This window comes from Dehalobacter sp. (assembly GCA_023667845.1).
In the GTDB taxonomy this organism is placed as follows: domain Bacteria; phylum Bacillota; class Desulfitobacteriia; order Desulfitobacteriales; family Syntrophobotulaceae; genus Dehalobacter.
Genome location: JAMPIU010000182.1, coordinates 22,151 through 45,939, shown reverse-complemented (window position 1 = coordinate 45,939; position 23,789 = coordinate 22,151). Strand labels below are relative to the sequence as shown.

The following is a 23,789-nucleotide window of genomic DNA, read 5'->3' as shown; positions in this document are numbered from 1 at the left end:
CGAAATGAATCATATCGGGCAGGTTATCAACGCTATGATCAATTATTTTATGGGCGACGCGCGGCGCATCAACCATTTTATTAAGGTCTATGGCTTTGCCAAGACCATTGGCGTGCTGGAAGGGCTGGATGAAAGCACGCAGGAAATTCTTGAAATTGCGGCTGTCACTCATGACATTGGGATAAAAAACAGCGAGAAAAAATACAACAGTGCTTCTGGAAGCCACCAACAAGTCGAAGGGCCTCCTGAAGCCAGAAAGCTATTGGAAGATTTGAACTTTGATCCCATGGTCATTGATAGGATTTGCTGGCTGATTGCGCATCACCATACGTATGATAAGATTGACGGACTTGATCACCAGATACTGGTGGAGGCCGATTTCATTGTTAATGCTTTTGAAGATGACCTGTCAGAGATCGCCATTCAAAATGTTTCTGAGAAAATATTTAAGACCGAAACCGGACGAAGATTCCTGGACAAACTATATTTTTCAAAATAGCTTGATGATCATAGAATGTACTATCATTCTCATTCAGCAGAGGGGTATTGGATCCACTCCAATTACGACGGATAGTGGCATTGGAAGGTTTATCCTTCTAATGCCACTATGGAAAGCTTATGCTTACCTTTGCTTATTTTTTTGTCCTAGGTTAATTACTTGGTACTGTCCACCTGACCATCCCCAACAGCAATAGCTTTGCCGCCTAATAACGTTATGGAGGATACAGTAGGATCAGTGGTTGCAACTAATATGTTAGAATTACAAGTTTTCCCAATGCTATAAGAAATAATAATCTAATATCAATTCAAACACTCTGTTTTCTATGATAAGCTTGATCGATTTTTATGGACAATTATTAACATAACTTATGGACAAAACATATAACTATATTGGATATAATTTCCATAAAGAGGAGGTGCGAGAATGGCTTACGAAGGTTTTATCCCTGAAAAACGTGAAAGATTCGAAGGAATTGCTATTGTTGTTGTTATCATTCTTCTGTTGATTGCATTGGGCATCGTTTTCTAAATTAAAAATTAATTAAATGAGAGGAGGGAAATTCTTATGTTAGGTAGAGGTGGCTGCTGCTGCAGAACAGTATCCCCGACAATGGCATACCCCATGCCCATGATGGGCTACGACGGTCGTGGAGCTGGCGTTGGTATTATTGCTATCGCCATTTTAATTCTTATTGCTCTAGGTGTTATTTTCTAAACGAATATTTGAATGTCAATTAAGGGGAGAGTTAACGAACTCTTCCCTTCTAGCGCGAGCAAGGGCGGAAAAGAAATATCCGGGAATGATCTAGAATAACTAATCCTAGAAATATTCTAATGTGTTATAACTGTAAATCCCGTTTTAACCTGTTTAATATTCTTAGGTAATGATTAGCTTCTCTCAATACATGATCTGCTAAGAGTGGAATGATTATTGATTTTATCTTACACGTTAGTATCCCTTCTGTACCGGCTGCTTTAAAATCTCTAAATGCTCGGGTCGCCGTAATCGTTGACCGTGTTAAACCGCTAATATCTGTTTTAGTTAAGGATGCTTCCGGTACCTTTTGTTCAAGTGTATTGAATTGCTTGTCAAAGCCTTCTGCTTTAACAATTAGGCCAGATTCAGTTGGATCTAATAATTGACGAATAAACTGTGCGTGTTCCGCCATTTGCCTGTTCCAGAACTTTTCTTCTTCAATAGCCTCCTGAATAAAATCAACCGCCATGTGCCTTTGCAATCGCTCTAAATGATTTATGTAAAATAATGCTTCTCTTCGGATATGGATTATTAATAAAGGAAAATTAAAAGTGAACAATTTACATTGAAGCATTCCATTAAGTATGTTGGTTTTAAACTGGACCAAAGCATTGGTCAAACCAATGGCTTTCTGATTTAAGGCAGTGACTTGTGCCTCAAGTTGTGCTGGATTTACTCCGCCATTTGGGGTTAGTCCGAATTCTTCATTTGTAATAACTGATTCGATAGTGATCCCAGATAGCTCCTCTGTAATTTGTTCAGCTCGTAGCGTTTTATCTGTTATTGATTCCCCTGATCTTAATGTTTCTTCGCTGACAACCCCGTTTGCCAAAAATACAGTCTCCCTTAATACTTCAGCAAATTGGGTCTTAAACATATCTGCTTGTTGCGCAAATGCTGCATCCTTCGTCACAAAACCAGCTTCGAGAAATATGGAATGCTCCTTCATAATTCGTCCAAAAAACAGGTGTAATTCCAAGGACTCCCGAACAAAATCTCCAGGCAGTAATATTGCTTTCAATTAAATCCCTCCTTCGTTAACTCTTACGCTAAAACGTATTTTTAAAATAACTCATTTATTCCATTATTTCTAGAAATCTACTCACGTCTCCAGCATCCACAAAAATCAAAACCACTAAATGCTGTTAACATAGCATTTAGTGGTTATTAAAATGCTCAATAATTTAATCAACGTAGGTCAACGGGCAGGCGAGCCAATGCCGATAACAGCAGCGTCGTTAGTGACTCCGGCGGGAAACCTGGCTTGGTTCGGATCGTTCTTTTCCGCCAGGACAACCGGGCAATTGTTCTGGGCAGCCAACGGCGCAACCATCAGAGCTGCGGCCAAAGAGTAGCCGTCAGCAAAGTAAACCTTGCTGGTCGCCAGCCCCATCTTCTCGTTAAAATCCTGGTTGGTCACGTAGCGATCCACGCCGGACATGCGGCGGAATCCGTTTGTATCCTGGACTCTGGACGTACCGCCCAAGATAACCAAATGATTGGCGTCTAGTCCAGCCTTTAGTAAACTCCAGGCTTCGGGATGATAGACGCCGGCTCCGTCCGTTATGCGGATAAGCCATCCGTTGGCCGCCGCGTAGGGCCCGGCGCTCACCGCGTCGGCCAGAGCATCAAAACCTACGAGGAATACCCCATGTGGATCAACAATTTCGTCTCCTACCAGGTTCGCCGTCTCCGCGCGCCCTTCCCCCTGCAGCACTTTTGCCTCGAGATTGGGGATGGCTGCTTTCAATTTCTCAGACACGACATCCGCTTGGAAGCCGATGCAGTAAGCTCTTTCTGCTCCCAGCCGTTTTATCTCACCAATCACTTCGGCCGTCGGGACGCCACCTTCCACCATAAGGATCGGCGCCTGCTCCTGGCCGACCAAGGGTGCTGCTGCCAGGGCGTCGATCAAATGGTTGTTTTCTCCGGGGACGACGACCACTGAGTCGGCCTTTAGCCATCCTTCTTGGGACACTTTTACCGAGGTAGCCGGCGTACTGCCCCCGTCAATGTATCTGTCCGCAGTGATTCCACTCGCCGGCATGGCCGGCTCGGAAACTTTCAGTCGTACGACGGCGATGATATTGGAGAGTTGGCGCCCGGCGGGCGTTATTGTCTTGCCGCCCAGCCACAGGGCGCTGGAGGCGCCGCCGTCTAAATTCATAGCGTCTGTCAGGTTATACACCTGGGCAACCTGGGCCAAATTTTTGATCGTAAGGCCTGACGTAGTACCGAAAACCAATTGTTTGTCGGCCGTCAGCCCGATGAACGAGCGATTGCCGGCAGCCGTGGTGAGTTTTGGGTCGTTCCAGCCCTCACCGGCTGGATCGGCAGTCACCTGGCCATCCAAGATGAGGCTCGGGCCGCAGCCGGTGATGTTGGTCAAATTTATCCAATCGGCCGTATCATCTATATTGGTGCGGCTATTCCATACTTGCCGCACAAAATCAATGGTCGATCCAACATGGAATAGCTGGCGGTAGGCGCTGTCAGTCGGCATCAGCAACAAAAATCCATCAGCCGGAATTGCCGTATTGCCCTGGCTGATATCCGTAACAGTACCTTTCTGCAGAACTTTCGCGCCACCCGCTGTATATTCGTTGTCCGTCACGTCTTTGACATTGCGTACCACTACACAGACCATATCTGTGTCCCCGGTTTCCGTACCGTAATCCGGGGTGATCATTGCCTCGCGATAACCCGTGTAGCCGGCTGGCCTGATGACATTCCAGTTGCGTAAGTAAAAGAGTTGTTTATAAAGGTAATTGCCTCCGGTAACGTCAACATAGACGTACTGCCTGAAAGCCACCCTGTCGAGCTGCGCTTCGCCGGCGCTGCCGAAACCGATCATGCTGCTGGTTTCATAGTGCATCGTCGCCCCGTTATGTACCAACGTCCCGTTTATGGGCTTCTTGCCTTCATTGTAGGCCTCAAAGAACGCGCCGTTGACTGCCGCCAATACTTCATACTTGTTTTTGTCTATGCTGCCGATGATCTGCTCGAAGGGCTTAACATCGCCGACTTTGCCTGCCGGCACGGAAAGCACACGGATATTGGGATCATTCAGATCGGCGCGCACCGCCTTAATTGTGGTGGATTGACCGGCAATACTGACGGACTTATCGGCGCTCACCACCGAGCTTGAGTCGGCCCAGACCGTCGGTGCCTGCCAACACACCAGCGCCAGGGTAAAAATCGCAACCAATAATCTCTTTACCCTCATCCCTGTTCTCCTCTCAGATTTTCTCAGGGTTCTTTGCACCGATTCGGATAATTGGAATTCTACCCCATAAAAAAACGACTTGTCCTAGCTACGTTCAAGCTTGCTATATCCTTCATAATCTTCAAACTTGTGCTTAATTCTCTCTATTTCCTTTTAGATAATTCTCTATGTCAGCCTAATATTGTATCGCTTATATCAAGGATCTATTTCATAAAGAAATTGTAGGCTGGGCAATAGCCGATCCTATGAGAACAGAACTGTGTCTGGAAGCTATAAGGAACGCATTAAAAAGGTATAGGCCAGGAGAGGGATTAATTCATCACTCGGATGGAGGAAGTCAATATCACAGCCTGCCTTGAACGTCAGATTATTCTAATAAATCAAATCCTTTAATAAGGATTTATCGAGTATAAATACGAATATACTATCCAAATGATTGCAATAATAATCAATGCAATAACTGAAGATACCATTAGGGGTTTTTTCTTATTTATTATTCCGTAAATTAAACCTGTAAGCGAAGCTACAATAAGAATAATACCCAAGGCCATACCGTTACACCTCCGAAATTTAAATATCCCTCATAATTTTACCTCTTGTAGTTATTATATTCTACTACTGCGAAGGAATACTATCAATTCCTTTCACCCGCGGTAGAGTAGAGAAAGGCTTATGACCTTTCCCCCTCGTCAAACCGTACGTGCGGTTTTCCCGCATACGGCTTTCCAACAAACTTCATCTCAATGCATTCACAGGTTTCATTGAAGAAGCCTTTTCCATATTTATTAACCCGTAATGTCTTGTTAGGTAATGGATTGCTCTTTGGTTTGAGAGCCGCTTTCTTCGTTGACTTTTCCTTTGAAAGTACCATTCCAGTTTTATCCCGACATAATAGCTTAGGCTACTTCGGGACTTCGATGTATGACTTATTCCTGGTATCGTCAAATATCCTACCCATCCCCGTATCTTTTCATTTAGCCCTTTACTTAGGTCTGCATCGTTTGCATTCATGTGCTCTTTCAAATATTTGTCTATGTTTCTCCTGAACTTTTTCTCCGCTTTCTGCCCCGGCGTTATGCTCAAATATTTCTTGTTCTTGAAGCCTTTTCTGTATCCGATGGTGAAGCCAAGGAAATCAAAAGTTTCTTCCCTTACATTAAGTGTTTTTGTCTTTTCTTCGTTCAGGGTCAGCTCCATCCGTTCCAGTATCTTCTTTAGCGTCTTAATAGTCAGTTTAGATATATGCTTTCCCATTAATACAAAGTCGTCGGCATAACGGATTATCTTTACCCCATTTTGTTCGAAGATTCCTCCCTTTTTGTTGACGATTTTGTCGACTAAATGCAAGTAGATGTTTGCCAGAAGCGGAGATATTACTCCTCCTTGAGGTGTCCCCAGGTTGTTTTTCTTTCCTCCCTTGGGTTTTCCATCTTCTACTACCGGCGCTTTGAGCCACATTTTGATGAGATGCAATACATTTCTGTCGCTGATTCTTTTCCCTATTAGTATCATTAGTTTGTCATGAGGTATGGTGTCAAAGTATGAGCTTAAATCAGCATCCAGTATTTCTGTGTTTCCTTTTTGGATATTTTCTTTTATGGCTGTTATTGCATCATGGGCTGAACGCTTGGGACGGAATCCATAGGAACTGTCTTCAAAATCTGCTTCGAAGATTGGTTCTATTACCATCTTGCAAGACATCTGTACGATTCGGTCTTTGATGGTCGGAATTCCTAAGGGGCGTAGTTTGCCGTTGGCTTTTTCAATGTATACCCGCAGTACCGGGCTGGGTCGATAGGTTCTCTTTTCCAGTTCTTCCTTGATGCTCTCTAGAAGGTTTTCGACTCCATCTCTTTCGATGGCTTCAAATGTTACTCCATCTACTCCGGGACTTCCGTTATTGACTTTTACTCTTCTGTAGGCTTCTTTCAGAAATCGGGGTTCTCTTATTTTCTCATACAGTACGTAAAACCGAAATTCTTTTTCTTGCTTGGCTTTGAGATATAGCTTCCTCTGAAAGTCTCGTATCTTTTCCGTGTCGCTCTTTGGCGTTCGCGGGTTCATTTGTAGGTCATCGACCAATCTGAACTACTCCTTTCTTTAAAAGCTTGTTTGAGGTAATGCCCCTTGGCTCCCTGAGGTTGTGTTGTCTTCAGGTTCTCAGCTACTATGGGCATATCCGACTTCTCAGGTTCCCGGAACTCATTTCGTCTTGGACTTATAGACTTCCGTTTAGGGTTACCAGCCTTAAAACCTGAGACCTCCCACGTTCACACGAATGCCATTTTATAAGCGCGCCATCAGTTACAACCCCGGCAGTCTCATACGGTGCATTCACCATTTCTTCCCGTACGATGGCAGGTTTCTCCCCCATGGAAGGCTTGACCGACTGCAGTTTGCGCCTAACGAGGCTAACCCTGTTCACTTCCGTTACGGCTCACTTATTCGAGTTTGAGGGCTTATACTACGTCCATCACTGGTCGTAATATCCTCATTCTCTTTCAACTGAATGGTTATTGGTTGAGTTGGACTTTCACCAACTGGTATTCGTGCGCCTCGTGGCGCACCCATGGACGGCGTGCCTTGAACATTCACCTGCAACACTTCTAAGTTACAAAGTATGCATTCACGTCAAAAATTATATTTACTGGTTTGGTGGTCCTAATATATTGTCAATCAATAACATTAAAACACCAATAAGAAATACAATGCCAAGGAGAATTGATAGATAAACCAAAACAGAGTGTTCATTATGTTTTTTGACGCCTATTAGTCCAACGACAGAAGCAATAATTATTGCTGAAAACATAAGATAAATGACAGTTCCCAGAAATAGACTATTGATTGGATTAGGATATTCAATCGTATTCCCCTGCATGGAAGAAAATATACTTCCTGCTACAGCTAAAGCAATAAAAGCAATAAATAACCCTACTGACCATTTCCCAGCACGAGTTTCGGGCAAAAGTACCATTTTCATGAGATACACCTTCTTTCAAAAAGAAATATGTGCAGACAATCTCTCCATTTAACACTTCTCTTTGTTATTTTAATGTTATTTATAATTCAATTCATTCATCGCGCATGGAAAGCGGATTCAATCCATTTGCTTTTTTATATAGCTCTATAAATTGATCCATCTGAGTTATTTGCTTCTCTCTTTGGTTTATAGTTTTCCTAATAAAGTAGACAATGTCAACGAGAAAAATTATAAAAAGTACTATAAATATAAAATCCAAAGTTTCCACCTCCCAAAAATAAAAAAATGCACCAGCAAACCAAAAGATTCATGTTTCGAGAGCAAAATTCTATATTATCTAATTAATACTTAGACATATGAAACACAATTAAAGTATCAATAATGACACATTTTATTTATCCCAGATAAGCCGACACATGCCTATTTCCCGGATATAAAAGTTAAACTCATGAATAGCAGTCATACAATGGATATAAATGTAATTTCTGGGCAAATTGATAAATTCCTTCTTTGCGACATTAGTCTCACTGATAAGCATCCAATAACTAGGCTTGTCCCAAAATCGACACTGGTGTCGATTTTGGGACAAGCCGTCAATATGAGTTTGTCACACTCGTCTTGTCTTTGTTCAAAACAAAGAAATTGGTGGCAGCAATGAAGGCTTGATGGCCTTCTTTGTTTGCAATTTTCTGCTCAAAATAAAAAACGGTTAGAAAACCGTTTAAAATTTACTTCGTAAAAACGCTGAAACCCGCATGAATAGCAGGTTTTTGGACGAATTTTGGTGGAGGCGAGGGGACTTGCACCCCTGTATCGAAAGACAATACCAAAAGCATCTACGTGTGTAGCTCTCATTTTAATTCTCGCTTCGCGGGACTCCTGAAAGCGGGATTCCTTTGAAGCCAGTCTGATTAGTTTACCTGATTGACCTCAGACGGTGGTCTCACAGGATAGCCTGCTGTTTTGACACCCTGAACTCTTCACCGCAGACACAGAAGGCAGGATGTAGCAGCTTAAGCTGCTAAAGCGTAATTTGTTTTGTCAGTTATTGTTTGTCCGCTGTTTAACGAGGTCAAGCGGGATCTCGACACGCAACTCTTGCCATTGCTCCCCCGAGCGAGTCTAAAACGCCCCCGAGAAAGTGTAGCGATATCATTATACCATATCTCTACATTTTGACTAGTACCAACTTAAAAATTTTTATTTAATGTTAAGAAAACATAAACATCTTCCTTAATAAGCATGATTCAGGCTTATAAAACCTTATTTTTAATTTTAATTACTTTTTTATTACAATTATTTTTTTAAATGCTTTATCTTTTTGAGTTCTACTTGCATTTGTTTTTGTTATTTTAATACACCATCCTGAAATAATACCACTTTATACAGAATTTTATATAGAATGTTAATTTTTAAATCACTTCAATTTGTTATATTTTTATCATTCATCTATTTTAACCATCTTATTTTAAGGTATAATATTAGGTGGCAATTTAACCATAGAGACTTATAAATTTGTATAAAATCACTCGAGCAAAAATTCTTAAACACAAATTTTGCTGAGCTTAACTGAGGTATTATGAAAAAGATCTTGAAAAGAAGAATTCTCCTGGCTGCTTCGACTCTGATTATTGTATTCGCGTTTGTATTTATCCTATCCGATCAGATGGCTGCCAATTATATGGTCAACACAACTCCGGAACATATCGATGCGCCTGGGGCGAGCTCCCGGGTCCTGATTATTGCGCCGCACCCCGATGACGAGACGTTGGGGGCGGGTATGCTCATCAAAAAGACGCTGGCTAACGGAGGTAAAGTAAAAGTGGTCCTTATGACCAATGGTGATGGTTATAGGGTTGCAGCCCATTTAGACTATACAAAGATAACGCTTACATCAAAAGAATATATCAATTTTGGCTATACACGCCAGCAGGAATCAGTGAAAGCTCTGGATTCATCAGGAGTTTCTGAAAGCGATATTATCTTCCTGGGTTATCCTGACGGCGGACTTGCCTCACTATGGTCTTCCAACTGGAATTCAACGAGTCCGTACACCAGTCCCTATACCCAAGCAGACCGGTCACCCTATACCGACAGTTTTAAGAAAAACCGCCTGTATTGCGGGCAAAATGTTGTCGCTGATTTATCACAGATCATTCACGATTTTCAGCCAACCGATATTGTCATGCCGCACCCGAATGATAAACATCCGGATCATTGGGCTACCAATGCTTTCACGAAATATACGCTGACTGTGCTGAACTATTCTCCGCAGAAAGAGTGGCTTTATCTAATTCACCGCGGTTTATGGCCTAGCCCGGAAGCCGGCTCACAGCATAAAAGGGATCTTGCGCCACCGGCCAAACTGCTTAAAACCGGTACCAAGTGGTATACACTCGATCTAACTGATCAGGAAATAAGATTAAAGACCGATGCGATCAAGCTGTATCATTCGCAGCAAAAAACACTGGGATTCCAGATGTCCTGTTTTGAAAAGCAGAGCGAATTATTCGGTCAGTATACAGATGCTAAACTAATCAGCGGCATGCATATAGATTCGGACATTACGCCAAATGCCGGCAATATATTGATTCAGGACCCTGTTCAGGATAAACTGCTTTTGGATGTGGACAAAGGAGGAGATATCTTAGCTGTCTATGCAGAAATCTCCAAGGAAGGCAATTTGCATCTTATGATACAAACAGATCAAAAAATGATTAAGGAATTAAATGAATATCGTTATAATCTGGTCTTTATCAATAAAGAAAAGTCCTCGCACCTGACCCTCATCGTCAAAGGAAATGAGGTCTATGCGCAGGACCCAACTACAAATACAATCACAAGGGAGACTGCAAATATTTATGTTTCAAATCAGGGCGGTATGTCTCACCTTATTATTAATCAATCAGCATTTCAGCAATTAGAATTTGGCCATTATGATCATGTCTTTATGGATGCGGAGTCTGCTTTTAATAGCCACCTGATAGACAAAACTGCCTGGCGGATGATCGATACACGCTAGCTACCGCTGGATGCAGCCGTTGCGGCACACGCAGCGCCGATCATTGCTGCATTTTGAGCTGCGATGAGTGCTTCAATTGTCACAAAAGCATTGGTATAGATCACATCATTGCTGTTTTTGAGGCTTTCCAACATCGTGCAAGAAACGAGCGACGCTGCTGTAAGAAAAATAGTCTCCTTGCCCAGCCAGCGGATATTTCGGTCTTCTCGGAGAACTTCACTCATTCCGAGCACCTCACGCGCAGCTCTCTGGCTTTTATCTTCAAGCAAGGTAAGCAGACCGAGTGTTCCATAGTTATTGGCGTAGACTTTTAATTTATTTTGACCGAAGAAATCATACAGGATGCGGCATCTTGCAGCTTTAGCCTTACTGTTCTCCTCGCTCAGACTTAAGATGTGCGACAAGAATTGGAGCCCGTTTCCACGGCTAAAACCACATTCATGAAGTTCTTTGTACAGCTCTTCCATTTTGGCTATGATACTCTGTACGGGTTTATCCGAAGCTGCAAGCAGGATTGAGACAGCATAATCATCACCGGAAGTCAGCCAGGGGTGATGTTTCTTCATTTCGGTGAAAATCTCATAGGCTTTGGCAATCCGAATATCGGCTTTGCGCGGTTCGCAATTCAAGAACAGTGTATAGGCAGTCACCGGCCTGTATGTGTAACTGCGAAACCCGTTTTCTTTGAGTTTCTCATCATAAGCAAGAAGGATATCCAGTTTTGTTTCCGGATCGGGAGAATTGACGAGCAGCAAGGCTGAATACAGAATGGATCTTTGTCTGAAACTCGAAAAAGAACCCAAATTCTTTTTGATATAGTCATTGACCCTTTCGATTTCTTTCCTGTCATAAGCCTTGTCTTTGGTTACATAAGACAAAGCAATCAGCGTATTGATACTGCTTGAATTTTTCCAGCGAAAATCTTTGGCAACCTGCTGATAGATATTGATCAGACTTTCAGCTTTTTTTCGTAGATTGCTGTCCATTTCCCCATCCCCTTTCCCCGAACTAACCCTTGTTTCTGTCTCTTAAATCCCGTTCCATTTGCCTTTTGGCATCCCGCTCGGCCAGATCATCCCGCTTGTCATAAGTTTTTTTGCCTTTGCACAGCCCAAGTTCAATTTTGGCCATGCCGTGCTTGAGATAAATCTTTAACGGGACAAGGGTCATTCCCTGTAGTTTGACCTTATCCCCCATCTTAATAATCTCGGTGCGATTAAGCAGCAGTTTTCTCTTCCGCAGCGGATCATGGTTGAACCTGTTCCCTTGTTCATACGGGCTGATATGCATCTGATTTAGCCAGACCTCACCCTTGATAATCTCAGCATAACTGTCTTTGAGATTCACACGGCCGGCCCGGATTGACTTTATCTCGGTCCCCGTTAAGATGATCCCGGCTTCATAACTGTCCTCGACAAAGAAATCGTGCCTGGCTTTTCTGTTTTCAGCGATGACCTTAATTCCCTCAGCCAATTTATTTCCACCTCGCTGCTTTATCTATTAATAATATTACCCGTTGTTGACCGCTCAGGCAATGGGTATTTCCTTGAGATTATTTTGAGAAAAAATCAGTAAACCGACCTATGGGACCAGCAGCTGACGCTTTTCTATAAATTCCCGTATTTTTTGGGCCAATTCGTCCCGCGCTGCGCTCAACGGCAGATAGTGGTCCTCATCTTTCCAGTAAACTGCATCGCAATAACGGTCTCCGATGCTCTTCTGAATAAATTCGCCGCTGGACGGATGGACTGTCCCGTCAGCCATGCTCTGGACCATAAGCGTCGGACAGCTAATTTGGGGCAACTTTCCTTTCATTCGTTCAATGGCTTGGTTTAAGGAAATAAATGATATTACCGGTACCTGAATATAGGAAAAATGTGGGATTCCCTCGCTGTTCAGGCTGATCTCAGCGGTTTTATGCGGCTTGCCAACATATTCTATTTTTCCTATCAAGCTTTCGGCCTGATGCAGCTTTTCATCAACATAAATAATCGGGGCATTGATGGAGACTGCACCGTCGATCCTGCCCTGAGCTGCCAGAGATAGTGCCAGCAATCCGCCCATGGAATGTCCAATGGCAAGGACTCTCTGACACGTTTTCTTTAATTGCTCAGCTGCTTCGGCAACAGCTCGCTCCCAATCCTGCCAGGATGTCTTCTTCAAGTCTTCTATTGAAGTTCCATGGCCGGGCAGAAGCGGGGCCTGGACTGTATATCCCCAATTTTTCAATCTCTCGCCAAGTGGCTTCATATCAATCGGGCAGGCTGTAAAGCCGTGAATCAGAAGGATCGCCGTGCTTCCGCCTGAAAAGTAAAAAGGTTTGATCAGCTCTTCTCGTGTAAACATACTTCTCCCTTCCACTTACCAACATCAGGCAATAATGTCCTTATCGGTTTATTTAAACAGATTTTTTTACTGAATGCAATGTCTTTGATTTTATGATGGTAAATAAGCTTCGCTGATAGTCTTAAAGAATAAATAAAATGATTTATTAGGATAAATAAAGTTCATACGAAAATAGAAATGGAGATGCTTTAAAGGCATCTCCATATATTTCACTTGAAAACGATGTTTGGACGGACCTAACCTCTTAGCGAAGGAAAGGAGCGATGATCAGGGAAATTGTTCCCATAACCTTAATCAAAGCATTCAGGGAAGGACCGGCAGTATCTTTGAACGGATCGCCAACGGTGTCGCCGATAACAGCTGCAGCGTGAGCAGGAGTCCCCTTGCCGCCATGATGTCCGGATTCAATATATTTCTTGGCATTGTCCCAGGCCCCGCCGGCGTTGGCCATGAATACGGCCATCAGGAAGCCGGCAAATGTACCGCCTGCGAGCATTCCACCCATGGCGCTCTTGCCTAAAATAAATCCAACAAGTACCGGTGTGCATACGGCCAGTAAACCTGGAGCGATCATTTGTCTGATTGCCGCTTTGGTCGAAATATCAACGCAGGCTGCATAATCAGGTTTCGCTTTGCCTTCCATCAGTCCGGGGATTTCTCTGAACTGACGGCGGACTTCAGCAATCATGTCAAACGCAGCTCTTCCGACCGCCTGCATCGCAAAAGCGGAGAACAGGAACGGCAGGGCAGCACCAATAAATAGACCGACAATCGTCGTCGGCACAAGAATGTCAATGACCTGAAGGTCGGCAAGTTCAGCAAACGCGTTGAACAGAGCCAGCGCGGTAATTGCAGCTGATCCAATCGCGAAGCCTTTAGCTACGGCAGCTGTGGTATTTCCAACAGCGTCAAGTTTATCTGTTGTTTTACGCACACTCGGATCGAGTTCAGCCATTTCGGCAATACCGCCGGCATTGTCAGCCACCGGTCCGAAAGAGTCAATCGCAACGATGATTCCCGCTGTGGAAAGCATCGCCATTGCAGCCATCGCAATGCCATATATACCCGCAACCTGATAAGCCACCAGGATCGCAGCACAAATCGTAATGACCGGCAAAGCTGTACTTTTTAGACCGACAGCCAAACCCGTAATGATGTTCGTAGCTGCTCCGGTTTCGGAGGCCTTGGCAATCGACTGAGCCGGTTTCTTTTCATTGGATGTGTAGTACTCCGTGATCAAACCAATGATAATATTTACTGCAAGACCGCAGATAATGGCTAAAAATATCCTGTTTGGTGTGAGTACGAGTCCGGATTCTGTGACATAAGTTGCCGGCATCAGCAGATGGACTGCGGCAAAAGAACCAATAGCTGTAATCACATTTGTTCCCCAAAGGCCCATGTTCAGAGCCATCTGTGGATTGGCCTTTTCTCCTGTGCGCACAAAGAAGCTGGCAATAATCGAGGCAAGAATACCGATCGCACCGATAATCAGGAAGATAGACTCGCCAATGCCATGACCGCCGAAGACCGAAAAGCCGATCAGCATGCCGGAAATGGCGGTTGCAGCATAAGATTCAAACAAGTCGGCACCCATACCTGCTGTATCACCAACGTTGTCACCGACATTATCAGCAATAACTGCCGGGTTACGCGGATCATCTTCAGGAATTCCGGCTTCAACCTTCCCTACAAGGTCCGCTCCAACGTCAGCAGCCTTGGTAAAGATACCTCCACCGACACGGGCAAACAGTGCAATCGCACTTGCGCCAAAAGCAAAGGAGTTGATGGTTTCAGCATCACCAAAGATCATAAACAGCCCGGCAACACCTAACAGACCCAGACCAGCCACCGAAAATCCCATAACTGCGCCTGCACGGAATGACACGCCGAGTGCTTTGTTCAAACTGGTACGGGCAGCTTCTGTTGTACGGGCATTGGCTCTGGTCGTAATCCCCATGCCGACATAACCTGCAGCACCTGAAGCTACTGCACCAACCAAGAAGGACAGTGGTGCCGCAGCGTTACCTTTTAACGCAAATAAAGCAATAAAAATAATGATAACAATCGGAATAAGCGTTCTGTATTGACGGTTTAGATAAGCCATCGCGCCAACTTGAATCGCTTTGGAAATTTCTTTCATTTTGTCATTTCCGGCGCTTTCCTTAAGTACACTTTTTGCAAAAAACAATGCCATGAGCAGTCCGATAATTCCTGCTCCTACACCCACTAAGGGTATCTGTGAGAAATCCATTCCTACTACCTCCTAATAAATAACCACACGAAGTATGTTCCACGCAGCCTGGTGTGTTGACCTTATTTTATACCGAATAATCCGCACAATTACGGATAAATCTGCAGGTCACGGGATCTTGCTGTTATCTTATTTTAAAAACATGGTCAGCCCTAGCGAACTTACAAGGAACAAAACGGCAAATACAACACCAAATTTGGCGAATAAGCCTTCCTTTCCTTTGGCAGCCTTACCGAAAAATTGCTCACCCGCTCCGGTGATCGAACCGGAAAGACCAGCGCTTTTTCCTGGCTGCAGCAGAACTGTGGCGATTAACCCGAGAGAACTGATAATTAAAATTACAACGATTGCTATTGTCATATTTTCACCTCCCTCAAAGGTTTAAACCGTTATTTTACCCGGCTTTAACTATTTACAGCATATGTTTCCCTGGTCGGCATAAAATAGCATGTTTGTCTGATTATGGTCAGTATTGCTATTTTAGCACAGCCCCAGTGTTGACGCAAGGGAATACGGCCTGAATGGCCGATTATTGCGGATGGAATGCCCATAGCCGATTGTGGATGGACCCAGGACTGACTATTTCAGCACGGCTCTGCCTTTGTAGATAGCGGTTAACCCGAGTTCTTCCTCAATCCGGAGAAGTTCATTATATTTAACCAAACGGTCCGTACGAGCCGGCGCGCCTGTTTTCAGCTGTCCAGCATTGACTGCTACGGCAATATGGGCCAAAGAGACATCTTCTGTTTCTCCGGACCGATGGGAAATAACCGTGGTATAGCCGGCTCTTTTAGCTATCTCGATCGTATCGAGGGTTTCGGTCAGGGTGCCAATCTGATTCAGCTTGATTAAGATGGAATTCCCGCACTTCGCCTGAATTCCCCGGCTAAGCCGCGTTGGATTCGTAACAAACAAATCGTCCCCGACAAGCTGGATTCTGTTGCCGAGCCGTTGGGTGAGTTTAGCCCAGCCGTCCCAGTCTTCCTCTGACAGACCGTCTTCTATCGAGACAATCGGAAATTTGCTGCATAAGTCTTCATAGTAGGCGATCATTTCGTCCGCGGTTTTCGTCAATCCTTCGCCTTCCAGAACATATAGGCCGTTTTTATACATTTCGGTAGCCGCTGCATCAATCGCCAGTGTAACCTCTTCGCCAGGTTTGTAGCCGGCTTTTTGAATGGCATCGACAATGACTTCCAAAGCTTCGGCGTTGGAAGCAAGGTTCGGCGCAAAGCCGCCTTCATCTCCGATTGCGGTTACCAGACCTTTCCCCTTTAAGACGCTCTTAAGGGTATGGTATATTTCCGAGCCCATTCTCATCGCTTCGGCAAAGCTGGCTGCTCCGACCGGCATAATCATAAATTCCTGAATATCCACATTGTTGTCGGCATGTTTGCCTCCGTTCAGGATATTCATCATCGGCACGGGAAGCTCCTTGGCATTAATGCCGCCGATATACTGGTAGAACGGCAGGCCGAGATAAAGAGAGGCCGCTCTGGCTGCAGCCAACGATACGCCCAGAATGGCATTAGCTCCAAGCTTGCTCTTGGTTTCCGTTCCGTCGATCTCTTGAAGCGTCCGATCGATCCCCGGCTGATCAAAGACATTGAGTCCTTCCATTTCCAGACCAATCACGTCATTGACATTGTCAACCGCCTGAAGAACGCCTTTGCCAAGATAACGGTTCTTGTCCCCGTCGCGCAGTTCCAGAGCCTCAAAAGCTCCGGTGGAAGCGCCGGACGGCACAGCAGCCCGCCCCATGGTGCCGTCTTCCAGCACAACATCTACTTCAACAGTCGGAAAACCTCTGGAATCAAGGATTTCCCGTGCAATTACCTGGTCAATAAAACTCATCATAGTCACTCCTTCATTTTTTTTGATTTTTTTGGGCATACGCTATTGCTAGTACCTTGGTACTGGGTATACACCTGGGTTTGTTTGTTTGCCATGGATACTAGTATAAAAGCAAGGATTTACCGGTCATTTCCGCCGGAATATCAAGCTTCAGCAGCTTCAGCATTGTCGGTGCAATATCGCAGAGACTTCCTCCCTCCCGGAGGGTACGGTCTTTATACGTATCATTCACCAGAATGAACGGTACCTTATTGGTCGTATGCGCTGTAAACGGTGAATTTGTTTCCTGATCAATCATGCACTCAGCATTTCCATGGTCCGAAGTAATTAACACAGTCCCGCCTTTGGCCTGAACTGCATCAACGATCTTCCCGATACAAACATCGACAGCTTCCAAGGCCTTGACTGCCGCTAGAAGATATCCGGTATGTCCGATCATATCGGCGTTAGCAAAATTTAAAACAATTACATCATATTGATCTTCCCGCACTTTGCTAAGCAGGGCCTCGGTGATGCCATAGGCGCTCATTTCCGGCTGCAGGTTGTAGGTAGGCACTCCCGGTGACGGAATCAGACAGCGGTCTTCTCCATCTTCAGGTTCCTCTATCCCACCATTGAAAAAGAATGTTACATGCGCATATTTTTCTGTTTCAGCGATGCGAAGCTGCCTTAGACCTTTGGCTGCCAGAGCCTCGCCAAGTGTATTTTCGAGGTTTTGCGGCGGAAAAACCACCGGACAGTCAAAGCTGGCATCGTACTCGGTAAGGCAGACATAATGCACCCGGGGACGGTTTGTCCGTATAAAACCTTCAAAATTTTCTTCAATAAACGCCCGGGTAATTTCTCTGGCCCGGTCTGCCCGAAAATTAAAGAAAAGCACACTGTCGTCGTTTTCAATGACCGCCACTGGACGGCCTGATTCATCCGTGATTACGGTCGGGTCAACAAACTCATCGACAATCTTTTTGTCATAAGCATTCTCTACAGCTGCCAGAGCATTACAGGCCATCGGCCCCTCTCCGGCTACAAGGGCTTTATATGCTTTCTCCACTCTGTCCCAGCGCTTATCTCTGTCCATCACATAATAACGCCCACTAACTGTAGCAATTTTTCCTCTGCCAAGCTGTTTCAGTTTATTTTCCAGCTGCCGAATAAATTCCTTGGCGCTTTGGGGAAGAACATCTCTGCCGTCAAGAACCGGATGAATATAAATCTTCTCTACGCCGGCCTCAACCGCCATGTCCAGTAATGCAAACAAATGACGGATATGGGAATGGACACCACCGTCCGAAAGCAGCCCCAGCAAGTGAAAAGCTTTTCCGGAATCCCTGGCTCGGGTCATTGCTTCGCGCAGCACTTCATTCTTGACAAGGTCTCCTTCGTCCATTGCCTTGAAGATCCGTGTCAGTTCCTGATAGACGACCCGGCCGGCGCCAATGTTTAAGTGGCCGACCTCCGAATTGCCCATTTGTCCTTCCGGCAATCCCACTGCAGCACCCGAAGCGTTAAGAAGAGTATGTGGATAACTTTCCTGCAAACGGGAAAAATTCGGGATCTTTGCAAGCAGCGTTGCATTTCCATTCTTTTCTTTGCTACAGCCCCAACCGTCCAGGATCATCAGCAGGAGCGGCCTCCCTGTTGCCTCGGACATCAAAATCACCTCACGCTGCCAATCAGTTCAGTAAATCCAAGGAAGTCCAGACTTGCTCCACCGACCAGCGCACCATCAATATCCGGCTGATCCATCAGTTCGGCGATATTGGAACCCTTGACACTTCCACCGTATAAAATTCGTATTTCCTGAGCGGCTTCAGCGGAGAGCCTCGCCAGGGTGGTACGGATTGCGGCACACATTTCCTGGGCATCCTGCGGAGAGGCTGTCCTGCCTGTTCCGATAGCCCAAATGGGTTCATATGCAACAACAATCTTTCTGATTGCTTCAGGACTCAACTCCCTGAGGGCATTCTCAACCTGCCCTTGCACAAAGACTAGGGCCTGACCTGCTTCTCTCAAAGCCAAGTTCTCACCGACACACAGAATTGGCGTCAGTCCAAAGTCCAGTGCGGTCTTAACTTTTCTTGCTATAAGCGCGTCATCTTCTTTAAAATATTCCCTGCGTTCCGAGTGGCCGATAATCACATAGGTACAGGCTAGCTCTGTCAGCATAAGCGGCGATATCTCTCCGGTATACGCGCCTTGTGTCTCATAATACATATTTTGGGCGCCAATATGGATGATACTCTCTTCAAGTTCATCCTTTAAGGCAGCCAGCGCAGTAAACGGTGCACAAATTACCATTTCCGCGTTTGTTCCATTTTCCAGTTTCTCCAAATTTTCCAACAGTCCCGCGGCAAAATCTTTGGCTTCCTGTACCGTCTTATACATCTTCCAATTACCTGCAATGATCGGCTTTCTTGTCATCAGAGACCCCTCCCATAGCTTTTTTATCTGTAATATATTCCTATGCCTGATATTTTTATATCTTATTTTGTGATATTCATATCTCGTAGACTGATTCTTTAAATTCCGCTAATACCTGAAATTGAGTCAATTTCAGTTTTCAGTTTTTTCTTTTAGTACTGCTACACCCGGCAGAATCTTTCCTTCCAGGAATTCGAGCGAAGCTCCCCCTCCGGTAGAAATATGCGTCAGTTTTTCTGCCACACCTACTTTTTCCACAGCAGCAACAGAGTCCCCACCTCCGACAATCGTTGTTCCCTGGCATCTAGCCATCGCCAGCGCGATTTGTTCCGTGCCCCGCGCAAAGTTTTCCATTTCAAATACGCCCATCGGGCCGTTCCATATGACAGTCTTCGCAGGCAGAATCGCCTCTGCAAATAATTCAGCACTTGCCGGGCCAATATCCAAAGCCATTTCTTCCGGAAGAATATTGGAGACCTCTGCAACTCTGAACGGGGCGTCCGCTTTGAACTCCAGCGTAACGACTACATCCTGCGGGAGCATCAGTTTTACGCCGGTACTCTCGGCCTGCCGGAGAAGTTCGGCGGCCAGTTCCACCTTGTCCTCTTCAATCAGTGATTTCCCGACTTCCAGGCCCTGTGCCTTCAGGAACGTATTGGCCATCCCGCCTCCGATGATCAGAACATCCACCTTTTTCAGCAGATTTTCTATGACACCAATTTTATCACTGACCTTTGCTCCACCAATAATCGCAGCAAATGGTCTGGTCGGCTGACCGAGCACCTGGCCAAGGATGTCCACTTCTTTTTTCATCAAGAATCCAGCATAAGCAGGTATATATTGGGCTATCCCTTCAGTTGAGGCATGCGCCCGGTGCGCCGCTCCAAACGCGTCATTCACGTAGATATCGGCTAAGCCGGCCAGGCTGCGTGCAAAATCAGGATCATTCTTTTCCTCTTCCTCATGAAATCTGACATTTTCCAGAAGCAGAACCTGCCCATCTTCCATATGTTCAACCAGCGCTGCAACCTTGGGCCCGATGCAATCAGGAGCGAGCTTCACTTCGGTTTCCAACAGAATGCCTAAATGTGCTGCTGCAAGTGCCAGTGAATATTTGGGATTGACTTTGCCTTTGGGTCTTCCGAGGTGGGAAGCCAAAATGACTTTAGCACCGTTTTCTTTCAGATAACGGATCGTCGGAAGTGCAGCCCTGATTCTGGTATCATCCGTAATATTTTGCTGATCGTCCATCGGCACATTAAAATCCACGCGTACGAAAACACACTTTCCCTTTACGTCTATTTCATCGATTCCGATTTTATTCATCGTTATATCTCCCTCTTTTTCTTTCATATGTTTGGAGAACAGGTTTAGTTTCCCTTTTCCCTTATTTTCTTATTCGGTCGTATGCTCAGAATATCATTTCCCGGATTCCTTCTGTTCAAATGAACATATTTGTTTGTTTTTATGTTTTATTTTAACATGTTTTTGTTTGTTTGCGCATGTTTTTTTCATTAGGCAATTCATATTCACAGAATCTTCGTTCGGCATTAGGCCACCATCAAAAAAACTGGCCGTAGCCAGTTTTTTGAGATAAGCTTACCAGCAGCTTACCAGCTTTTTTTCGATTTCCAAAACTCCGGCGTTAGAAAGACCAGCAGGGTAAAGAGTTCCAGCCTGCCCAGCAGCATACACGCTGTCAAAACAATTTTCCCGAAAGGTTCAATCGGTGCATAGGTAAACATCGGTCCGACGACGCCAAACCCTGGTCCAACGTTGCTGAGATTCGCAATAACTGCCGACATCGCATCAAAAGGCTCCAGACCTGTACCGGCCAAAAGAATAGACCCGATAGCAAACGTCAGGAAGTAAACGAAGAAAAACCGTCCCACATTACTCAGCACTGTCGTGTCAATCACTTTATCCTGAACAACAATATTGACTACCAAGCGCGGATGGATCGCTTGTCTGAGCTGAGCCAGACCCATTTTGACCAATAAAATTACTCTGGACACTTTTAAACCACCGGCAGTGGATCCGGCACTCGCGCCGATGAACATTAAAAAAAATAAAATCAATTTTGCTAGCCCCGACCACTGGTCAAAATCAGTAGATGCAAATCCGGTAGTCGTCATCAGCGTTACCACTTGAAAGACGGAATGTCTCAGAGCAGCAAGTGATCCCCAGCCCTGCTGGATGACAAGTGAACCGGTGATAATGAGCGTAGACACAACAACTATTAAAAAATAATATTTCAATTCCGTATCTTTGAGCGGACGCAAAGAACGTTTCCGCCAAGCCTGGACGAAAAGACTGAAGTTTGAACCTGCGATAAACATGAAAATGGTCAGAACAAGCTCAATAGGGAAAGAATTGTAGGCAGCAATACTTGCCGAGCGCGTGGAGAAGCCGCCTGTCGCCACAGTGGCAAAGGCATGGTTCACCGCATCAAAAAGGGACATCCCCGCGAACAACAGCAGCACAATCGTCGCCACTGTAAGCCCTGCGTAGATCCCCCAGAGAATCAGCGCAGTATCTTTGATTCTCGGAACAATCTTCTCGGAAATCGGTCCAGGGACTTCGGAGTTAAAGATGTGGACTGCCCCAATGCCAAGGTTCGGGAGGAGTACAATAAACATCACGATGATCCCCATCCCGCCCATCCAGTGGGTCAGGCTGCGCCAGAAAAGAATGCTCCTGGGCAGAACCTCCAGATTACTCAATACGCTTGATCCCGTCGTTGTCAGGCCGGAAACCACTTCGAATAACGCATCAATATAGGTTGGAACGACGCCGGAAATAATAAAAGGTAGCGCCCCAAACAGCGACGCAAAAATCCAGGCTCCCCCGACAACTGCAAAGCCTTCCCGCACGCTAATTTTGCCTTCAACTTTTCCATGCAGGCGCATAACTGTTCCGACAATGACGGTAACGCAAAAAGAAATTAGAAAAGCCCAGCCGACCTTCTCTTGAAAGAACAGTGCAACAGCAATCGGAACAACCATGGCAAAACTGTAGGCAATCAAGAACCTTCCCAAGATATTTTCCAGCAGCGTAAAATTCATGATCCTGATTCTCCGTTAAAAGAATTTATTGACCTTAATGATCGTATCAGGCAGTGCAAAGATTATCGCCTGGTCACCGGGCATCAGAACGGATTCACCGTTTGGCACGTAAACCCGACCTTGATGCAGGACTGCTCCAACCAGACAATTGTAGGGAAACCTGACCTCTTTCAGCTTCTTGCCGGCAACTTTGGACGTCGGAGATATGCCGATTTCCATAGCCTGCGCTTTGGCCCCTTCCAGCAGAGCCACGGAAATAAATTTACCCCTGCGGACCTGGCTCAGAATAAAACCGGCTGTGATCAATCTTGGTGATAAGACAGAATCCACTCCTACCTTTTCCATCAGGGGAATATACTCCGTTCTTCCTACCCGGCAAATTGTTTTCTGGGCACCCAGATCTTTGGCCATTAGGGCCAGAAGCAGATTCAGCTTATCGTCATCTGTCAGACAGACTACGGCATCGGCATCTCCGACCCCTTCTTCCATCAACAGATCAACATCGGTTCCTTCTCCGCAGTACACAGTTCCCTTTTTGAGGCTTTTGGCCAAAGCCTGACACCGTTCCGGATTCTTGTCGATCACCTTGACGATCATACCTGCCTTTTCGAGCAGAACGGCCAGATTGCGGCCAATTCGGCCGGCTCCGATGATCATGACTTTCTTGACCGGGACCATCTTTTCGGTAAACTCATCCTGGATCTCATTTAAAGCTTGCGGATCGCCGACAAGAAAAACATTGTCGCTTGGCTTCAGCATCTCCGCGCCGTTCGGTATGATCATCCTGTTTTTACGCAGAATGCCAACAATTAAAATATCTTTTGGAAGATCCAGTTCGGAAATCGGGATATTTGTATGCGGTGATTCTGGCCGGATCCTTACTTCCAACAACCTGACTTTTCCATCGGCAAAATCTTCGACCTCTAGTGCTGCCGGAATAAATAAGATCCTGCTTATTTCAACCGCGGTAACATGTTCAGGGTTAATCGTCAGATCGATTCCCAAAGAACGATGGAATTCGGATTCCTCGTTACCAATATATTCGCTATTACGGATTCGGGCGATTGTTTGATGTATTCCGGCCTGTTTCGCGGCCATACACGCTACCATGTTCACTTCATCACTGTCGGTGACCGCAATCATCAAGTCTGCCGACCGGACATCCGCGTTCATCAAGACCCTGGGGCTCGCTCCATTTCCTTGAATAGTCATGACATCAAGGCTGTTTTGGATAATATTCCGGCGTGTTTCATCTTCCTCAATAACAATGACATCATGGTCTTCATCAACGAGGTACTGCGCCAGACCGAAACCAACCTTTCCAGCTCCCACAATGACTACCCGCACGTTAACCCCTCCGGTT

At 45.3% G+C, this 23,789-nt stretch carries 19 protein-coding genes, 1 other RNA gene and 1 pseudogene; 4 read left to right on the top strand and 17 right to left on the bottom strand.

Annotated elements, in window-relative coordinates; all coding sequences use genetic code 11:
- The first annotated feature begins 4 nt into the window (after window positions 1-4).
- Both NC238_15355 and NC238_15350 read left to right on the top strand, forming a co-directional pair.
- Window positions 5-499 carry an HD domain-containing protein gene (locus NC238_15355; GenBank protein ID MCM1567283.1) on the top strand — a complete coding sequence of 165 codons (495 nt, stop codon included), beginning with the start codon at window positions 5-7 and terminating at the stop codon, window positions 497-499.
- Between the two features lie 567 nt (window positions 500-1,066).
- Window positions 1,067-1,216 carry a hypothetical protein gene (locus NC238_15350; GenBank protein ID MCM1567282.1) on the top strand — a complete coding sequence of 50 codons (150 nt, stop codon included), beginning with the start codon at window positions 1,067-1,069 and terminating at the stop codon, window positions 1,214-1,216.
- Window positions 1,217-1,340: 124 nt separating this feature from the next.
- Here NC238_15350 and NC238_15345 read toward each other — a convergent pair whose 3' ends face one another.
- Both NC238_15345 and NC238_15340 read right to left on the bottom strand, forming a co-directional pair.
- Window positions 1,341-2,279 carry a DUF2935 domain-containing protein gene (locus NC238_15345; GenBank protein ID MCM1567281.1) on the bottom strand — a complete coding sequence of 313 codons (939 nt, stop codon included), beginning with the start codon at window positions 2,277-2,279 and terminating at the stop codon, window positions 1,341-1,343.
- 177 nt (window positions 2,280-2,456) lie between these two features.
- Window positions 2,457-4,484 carry a phosphodiester glycosidase family protein gene (locus NC238_15340; GenBank protein ID MCM1567280.1) on the bottom strand — a complete coding sequence of 676 codons (2,028 nt, stop codon included), beginning with the start codon at window positions 4,482-4,484 and terminating at the stop codon, window positions 2,457-2,459.
- A 185-nt stretch (window positions 4,485-4,669) separates the two neighbouring features.
- On the opposite strand from NC238_15340, the pseudogene NC238_15335 reads away from it, so the two are divergent.
- A pseudogene (locus tag NC238_15335) lies at window positions 4,670-4,828 on the top strand (IS3 family transposase).
- A 391-nt stretch (window positions 4,829-5,219) separates the two neighbouring features.
- Here NC238_15335 and ltrA read toward each other — a convergent pair.
- The 4 genes from ltrA to ssrA all read right to left on the bottom strand — a co-directional run bounded on the left by ltrA (window position 5,220) and on the right by ssrA (window position 8,599).
- A complete protein-coding gene (ltrA, locus tag NC238_15330) occupies window positions 5,220-6,566 on the bottom strand; it encodes a group II intron reverse transcriptase/maturase (protein ID MCM1567279.1) in 1,347 nt (448 codons plus the stop codon).
- 136 nt (window positions 6,567-6,702) lie between these two features.
- Window positions 6,703-6,909 (bottom strand): hypothetical protein, encoded by a 207-nt coding sequence (locus NC238_15325; GenBank protein ID MCM1567278.1) that lies wholly within the window; start codon window positions 6,907-6,909, stop codon window positions 6,703-6,705.
- Window positions 6,910-7,128: 219 nt separating this feature from the next.
- On the bottom strand, window positions 7,129-7,464 hold the full coding sequence (locus NC238_15320) for a hypothetical protein (GenBank protein ID MCM1567277.1): 336 nt from the start codon (window positions 7,462-7,464) through the stop codon (window positions 7,129-7,131).
- Window positions 7,465-8,246: 782 nt separating this feature from the next.
- Window positions 8,247-8,599: a transfer-messenger RNA gene (ssrA, locus tag NC238_15315) on the bottom strand.
- Window positions 8,600-9,043: 444 nt separating this feature from the next.
- Between ssrA and NC238_15310 the strand changes: the two genes are divergently transcribed.
- Window positions 9,044-10,486, top strand: coding sequence for a PIG-L family deacetylase (locus NC238_15310; GenBank protein ID MCM1567276.1), 1,443 nt, complete (start codon window positions 9,044-9,046; stop codon window positions 10,484-10,486).
- Here the strand turns inward: NC238_15310 and NC238_15305 are convergent.
- From NC238_15305 to trkA, 11 genes are all read right to left on the bottom strand, one after another.
- On the bottom strand, window positions 10,483-11,472 hold the full coding sequence (locus tag NC238_15305) for a DUF4003 domain-containing protein (GenBank protein MCM1567275.1): 990 nt from the start codon (window positions 11,470-11,472) through the stop codon (window positions 10,483-10,485). The genes NC238_15310 and NC238_15305 overlap by 4 nt on opposite strands.
- Window positions 11,473-11,494: 22 nt before the next feature.
- Window positions 11,495-11,959, bottom strand: a complete 465-nt coding sequence (gene smpB, locus NC238_15300; GenBank protein MCM1567274.1) for an SsrA-binding protein SmpB — start codon at window positions 11,957-11,959, stop codon at window positions 11,495-11,497.
- A gap of 108 nt (window positions 11,960-12,067) precedes the next feature.
- Window positions 12,068-12,832 carry an alpha/beta fold hydrolase gene (locus NC238_15295; GenBank protein ID MCM1567273.1) on the bottom strand — a complete coding sequence of 255 codons (765 nt, stop codon included), beginning with the start codon at window positions 12,830-12,832 and terminating at the stop codon, window positions 12,068-12,070.
- A gap of 244 nt (window positions 12,833-13,076) precedes the next feature.
- Entirely contained in the window at window positions 13,077-15,086 is a 2,010-nt protein-coding gene (locus tag NC238_15290) for a sodium-translocating pyrophosphatase (GenBank protein MCM1567272.1), read from the bottom strand.
- Window positions 15,087-15,215: 129 nt separating this feature from the next.
- Window positions 15,216-15,446: a preprotein translocase subunit SecG gene (gene secG, locus NC238_15285; protein ID MCM1567271.1), complete on the bottom strand. Its 231-nt coding sequence runs from the start codon at window positions 15,444-15,446 to the stop codon at window positions 15,216-15,218.
- A 219-nt stretch (window positions 15,447-15,665) separates the two neighbouring features.
- A complete protein-coding gene (gene eno / locus NC238_15280) occupies window positions 15,666-16,940 on the bottom strand; it encodes a phosphopyruvate hydratase (protein MCM1567270.1) in 1,275 nt (424 codons plus the stop codon).
- Window positions 16,941-17,040: 100 nt separating this feature from the next.
- Window positions 17,041-18,591, bottom strand: a complete 1,551-nt coding sequence (gpmI, locus tag NC238_15275; protein ID MCM1567269.1) for a 2,3-bisphosphoglycerate-independent phosphoglycerate mutase — start codon at window positions 18,589-18,591, stop codon at window positions 17,041-17,043.
- Window positions 18,592-18,596: 5 nt separating this feature from the next.
- Window positions 18,597-19,361, bottom strand: a complete 765-nt coding sequence (tpiA, locus tag NC238_15270; protein MCM1567268.1) for a triose-phosphate isomerase — start codon at window positions 19,359-19,361, stop codon at window positions 18,597-18,599.
- A 132-nt stretch (window positions 19,362-19,493) separates the two neighbouring features.
- Complete coding sequence (locus tag NC238_15265; GenBank protein ID MCM1567267.1) at window positions 19,494-20,687, bottom strand: phosphoglycerate kinase; 1,194 nt, start codon at window positions 20,685-20,687, stop codon at window positions 19,494-19,496.
- Window positions 20,688-20,971: 284 nt separating this feature from the next.
- Window positions 20,972-22,426, bottom strand: a complete 1,455-nt coding sequence (locus NC238_15260; protein MCM1567266.1) for a TrkH family potassium uptake protein — start codon at window positions 22,424-22,426, stop codon at window positions 20,972-20,974.
- 15 nt (window positions 22,427-22,441) lie between these two features.
- Complete coding sequence (gene trkA / locus NC238_15255; protein MCM1567265.1) at window positions 22,442-23,773, bottom strand: Trk system potassium transporter TrkA; 1,332 nt, start codon at window positions 23,771-23,773, stop codon at window positions 22,442-22,444.
- Window positions 23,774-23,789 lie beyond the last annotated feature (16 nt).

Coding starts and splice junctions, on each gene's coding strand:
- secG (MCM1567271.1), bottom strand. CDS start 15,446: ATGACAATAGCAATCGTTGTAATTTTAATTATCAGTTCTCTCGGGTTA.
- NC238_15340 (MCM1567280.1), bottom strand. CDS start 4,484: ATGAGGGTAAAGAGATTATTGGTTGCGATTTTTACCCTGGCGCTGGTG.
- NC238_15320 (MCM1567277.1), bottom strand. CDS start 7,464: ATGAAAATGGTACTTTTGCCCGAAACTCGTGCTGGGAAATGGTCAGTA.
- NC238_15260 (MCM1567266.1), bottom strand. CDS start 22,426: ATGAATTTTACGCTGCTGGAAAATATCTTGGGAAGGTTCTTGATTGCC.
- NC238_15305 (MCM1567275.1), bottom strand. CDS start 11,472: ATGGACAGCAATCTACGAAAAAAAGCTGAAAGTCTGATCAATATCTAT.
- NC238_15265 (MCM1567267.1), bottom strand. CDS start 20,687: ATGAATAAAATCGGAATCGATGAAATAGACGTAAAGGGAAAGTGTGTT.
- NC238_15310 (MCM1567276.1), top strand. CDS start 9,044: ATGAAAAAGATCTTGAAAAGAAGAATTCTCCTGGCTGCTTCGACTCTG.
- NC238_15290 (MCM1567272.1), bottom strand. CDS start 15,086: ATGGATTTCTCACAGATACCCTTAGTGGGTGTAGGAGCAGGAATTATC.
- eno (MCM1567270.1), bottom strand. CDS start 16,940: ATGAGTTTTATTGACCAGGTAATTGCACGGGAAATCCTTGATTCCAGA.
- gpmI (MCM1567269.1), bottom strand. CDS start 18,591: ATGTCCGAGGCAACAGGGAGGCCGCTCCTGCTGATGATCCTGGACGGT.
- NC238_15350 (MCM1567282.1), top strand. CDS start 1,067: ATGTTAGGTAGAGGTGGCTGCTGCTGCAGAACAGTATCCCCGACAATG.
- NC238_15355 (MCM1567283.1), top strand. CDS start 5: ATGAATCATATCGGGCAGGTTATCAACGCTATGATCAATTATTTTATG.
- NC238_15295 (MCM1567273.1), bottom strand. CDS start 12,832: ATGTTTACACGAGAAGAGCTGATCAAACCTTTTTACTTTTCAGGCGGA.
- tpiA (MCM1567268.1), bottom strand. CDS start 19,361: ATGACAAGAAAGCCGATCATTGCAGGTAATTGGAAGATGTATAAGACG.